Origin of the sequence: Bradyrhizobium sp. (genome assembly GCF_049581145.1) — a bacterium.
Lineage (GTDB): Bacteria > Pseudomonadota > Alphaproteobacteria > Rhizobiales > Xanthobacteraceae > Bradyrhizobium.
On record NZ_JBAURI010000258.1, the window covers coordinates 1 to 3,882 of the forward strand.

A 3,882-nucleotide genomic window follows, 5' to 3' on the forward strand; every position below is an offset into this window, starting at 1 on the left:
CAGTAGCGGTGCGAAGGTGCGCGCGGGCCTGGGAGGCGGAACTGCCCCGCCTTGCGCGCTGTCAGCGCGAGCCTCGCGCGCGTTGCCGCGCGTTGCCGCGAGGTCCAGTGGTGGCCGCGGTGGGGCATGGACGGTGATAGCATCCCTCTCTACGCCGTCGGCTTTCTCGGCCCGCTCGCCGTTCTGCTCGAATCTGACGGGATTGTCGCGACGCAGATGATCGACAGGTGGAAGCGAAACATCGCGGACGAACGGCGCCGCTGTGACAGCGTGAGCATGCGCGGGTGGCGGAAGGCTCGACGGCGCGCCCGGTTCGGGCGCAACGGTCGTGGTTGCAACGGGCGGCGCTGCACCAGCAGCGATCGATGGTCGTTGCGGCTCGGCCGGCCTTGCGGTCGATTGCGGCGGCACATCTGAGGCACGCGAAACGGAAAATTCTTCGAGACCGCGATGATCGCTGCCGGCGTCGACGCCAGCGACCGAAAAAATCGGCGGCAAGACCGGATGGATCGGCCGGTCGACTGTCGCCGCGCCGGCGGCGAGCCGCTGCAGATAGCCGGTCATGCGTGGACCATCTCCAGATAAAGTGCGCGTCTGCGCTCGCTCAGCGCTAGGATTTGCGCCTCGGTCCAGCCATAGGTCGAGGCAAGCCGATGGATCTCGAACAGAATGCGCTTGGCGCGTGCCTCGATTTCCTCCCACAGGAAGGCTGCAATATCGAAGCTCTCCTCCCACGCATGGGCGCAGCTCGGGCACGCGAGCGTGAGTCGTGTCTCGGCCAGCGGATCGGCTCGCGTCATCCAGTCGCCGATCTCATCGAGCTCCTGGTCGAAGCGGATCGCCGAGACATGCGGGCTCAACCGGCAGTTCTCAACCAGCCGGATCGATGCGACATGCGGATCGGATTCCGTCGCGATACGCGCGAGATCCCGGCTGGTCGGAAGCCGAAATGTCTGCTCGCCAACGACAATTTGCTGGTCGGGTTGGGGATCTCCGGCGTCGACGACGAGCGAGCGCCAGTCCGTCTCGAATTCGAGGCGGTCGCTGCAGCGCGGGCACGATATCCATCCGTGGATGCCATCCCCGAAGCAGGTCGCGCGCAATTCTCCGATGGCCCGGTTGCGGTTTCCCAACGGCCAGTCCGCGAGTGTCTCGTAGGGCGCATCGGGATGCGCCGCACCCAGCAGCAGAAGCGTCCGATCGACCGGATGCCGGCGCGCGCCGTCTTCCCACAGCTGCAGCAGGTCGGAGCCGGACAGCATCAGGTTGCCACACTGGTCAGGGTCGGTTCGGCCGGCTCGGTCACGCTCGTGTCGCGCTCCCAGCCTTCGTTCTCGAGCTTGATGTGTTCGATCGCTATCGCGTTGGCATTGGCGTCGAGGTCGGGCAGCGCCTGGTATTCGGAAACCCAGCAGCGATAGATCCTGTAGGCGATTACCAGCTGTCCAGCTTCGTTGTAGACTTCGAGGTAGATGTCCTTGCGGAAATTGGCGAGCGACACTTCCGAACCCAGCCCGGCGCCGTAATTCCAGACGAGCCCGGCCCAATCATGGAAATTCAGATCCTGGGTTAGCCCGCGCTCGAATGTGATCGCCTCGTATTTGGTGCGGCCCGGTGATTTGTGCGATGTCGATGGATCCCCGCCTTCGCGGTGCTCGACGACCTCGGTGGAGCGCTTGAGGCTGCCGACCTTGCTGACGCCGGCGACGTATTTGCCGTCCCATTTCACGCGGAATTTGAAGTTTTTGTAGGGATCTAGTCGCTTTGGATTGACGGGAAAGGAAGGCATGGTGCGTCCTCTCAGCTTTGCAGTTGACCAGCCATCTGCTGGATTTCGATGACGACGAATTCGGCAGGATAAAGCGGTGCGAACCCGACCAGGACGTTGACGATCCCTTGGTCGATGCTGGACTGCGGATTGTTCTCGTCGTCACACTTGACGAAATAGGCTTGGCTCGGCGTCGTGCCCTGGAAGGCGCCCTGCAGGAAAAGGCCCTGCATGAAGACGCCAACGTTCAATCGGATCTGGCCCCATAGTCGCTCGTCATTGGGCTCGAACACGACCCACTGGGTCCCGTCGTAGAGGCTGGACTCGATGAACAGCGCGAGGCGTCGGATCGGGACGTATTTCCACTGCGAACCGATCTGGTCGTTGCCTTGCAGTGTGCGGGCGCCCCAGACCACGTCGCCATAGACCCTGAATTGGCGCAGGCAATTCACGGCCTGAATGTTGAGGGCGCCGTTTTCCAGGTCTGTCAGCGTGTATTGCAGACCCGAGATGCCGGTCAGACTAGCATCGATCCCTGCTGGCGCCTTCCACACACCGAAATTGGCGTCGGTTGCCGCGTAAATGCCCGCCACGAAACCGCAAGGAGGAAAAAGCGCGGGCCGATTACCGAACAGCGGATCGGGCGCCGACACCCAGGGAAAATAATAGGCGGAATTGATCGAGTATTGGCCCGCTAGATTGCTGTTGGGATTGAGCGCATTCGAGGTGATCGCCGACGGGCCGTTGGTCATCAGGTAGCTGGTTTGGACATTCTGCGGCGAATCCACGATGTAGAACGCTCGCTTGCCGTTACAATATGCTTGAAGGGACTGGATCGTGGCGGCGTCCGACTCGCCTGGCACGCACAGTAGGTTGAAAATCGGCACACGATCGAGCAAGAGCACGCCTGTGAGCGCAGCGGGCTCGAAATTGCCGTCGTTGGGCTGCAGGATCGTCCCGTCCTGACCGCCCGATAATTGCATCGCGACCGGAACGCCGGCTGTCAGTGCTGCAGCGCCCGTATCGGCAAACGTCTTCACGTTGCCTGGACTGTAATAGCCGCTCTCCTTCCCGGCCGCCGTGCCTCGGTAAATCCTGTATCCGGTCGGTGCCTGGTTTTGATAATTGGGTGCCGCGCTCCATGAAATCGTGTTGGAACTCGTCGTTCCTGTTGTCGTCACGGATAGCTCGTTCGAGGGAACGCTCTCGAGATTTCCATATAGCGCCGAGACTTGGTAGAAATACTGACCTGCGGCGAGCGTGCCACCCGTTGCTTGGGTCGCCAGCGGACTTAGCAGCACAGGGCCGGGAACGGTGTTGCTGTTTGGCGGCGCGGAGGGCGCTGCCGAAGTTTGCTGTGTCGGGTTGACGAATGTCACATTCTGGGAGTCACTGTTGATAACGGTTACCACATATTGCGCATCGTTCGCCGCAACCGAGAGGTTGGCATAGCTTTCCAATACCTTGCCGCTGGCGCCGTCGATCACCTGAAGGCTGAATCGAGCCGAATTTCCCGGCTGCGTCGTCACCGCGATCTGCAAGTTGTTTCCCCAGGCGCCGGGACTCGCGGCGTAGAGGAGGAGACTGCCGCCGATCGGGTTTGCGCTCGACGACGCGGCGGTGCAGGCTTTTCCGACCAGCCGGATGATGTAGGCCTGCTGACCTCCGTTGGAAAAGAATTGGTTGACCGCATAGCCTAGGTAATTGCCGGCGGACAAGCCCCCGAACTGGCTTTGGTAGTCTGACCAGCTTTGCACCAACACGGCTTCAGTTGTTGTCCCTTGTGGCGCCGAGCCGATGAAGGCCGCAATCGATGTGGCAACGCCGGTGATTGTGTGGACGCCGCTGGGAAGTTCTTCGATGTAGACGCCGGGATAGGTCAGGGCAGACATGGCTGCATCCTCCTCGAAATATCGAATGACCCGCACGTCGGTATGACGCTGAAGATTGGTAAGGAGCGGAAGATTGGGTCTGGTAGGCGAACTGAAACCCTTCGCTTTTCCAAGCAAATACGTTCGAGCAGATCGCAAGAGCGATATCGAAAGTTGTTCGGATGCGACCAGTCCGCATCGCGCGCGAGAAGTTGGATCCTGCGATTTCTCAGACCGTAAGAG

General features: G+C 61.2%; 3 protein-coding genes and 1 pseudogene. All 4 read right to left on the minus strand.

What is annotated here, in order from left to right:
* A pseudogene (locus tag WCB02_RS08800) lies at positions 1-564 on the minus strand (hypothetical protein); the annotation flags it as partial.
* Positions 561-1,262: a hypothetical protein gene (locus tag WCB02_RS08805; RefSeq protein ID WP_423957565.1), complete on the minus strand. Its 702-nt coding sequence runs from the start codon at positions 1,260-1,262 to the stop codon at positions 561-563. The pseudogene WCB02_RS08800 and the gene WCB02_RS08805, both read right to left, overlap by 4 nt.
* On the minus strand, positions 1,262-1,789 hold the full coding sequence (locus tag WCB02_RS08810) for a phage tail protein (protein ID WP_423957566.1): 528 nt from the start codon (positions 1,787-1,789) through the stop codon (positions 1,262-1,264). Before WCB02_RS08810 ends, WCB02_RS08805 begins: the two co-directional genes overlap by 1 nt.
* Positions 1,790-1,800: 11 nt before the next feature.
* The gene (locus WCB02_RS08815) at positions 1,801-3,660 is read right to left on the minus strand and encodes a phage tail sheath C-terminal domain-containing protein (protein WP_423957568.1); all 1,860 of its coding nucleotides are present in this window, start codon (positions 3,658-3,660) and stop codon (positions 1,801-1,803) included.
* Positions 3,661-3,882: the final 222 nt, after the last annotated feature.

What these genes read in the sequence shown, in the direction of transcription:
- WCB02_RS08815 (WP_423957568.1), bottom strand. Translation starts at nt 3,660, where the DNA reads ATGTCTGCCCTGACCTATCCCGGCGTCTACATCGAAGAACTTCCCAGC.
- WCB02_RS08805 (WP_423957565.1), bottom strand. Translation starts at nt 1,262, where the DNA reads ATGCTGTCCGGCTCCGACCTGCTGCAGCTGTGGGAAGACGGCGCGCGC.
- WCB02_RS08810 (WP_423957566.1), bottom strand. Translation starts at nt 1,789, where the DNA reads ATGCCTTCCTTTCCCGTCAATCCAAAGCGACTAGATCCCTACAAAAAC.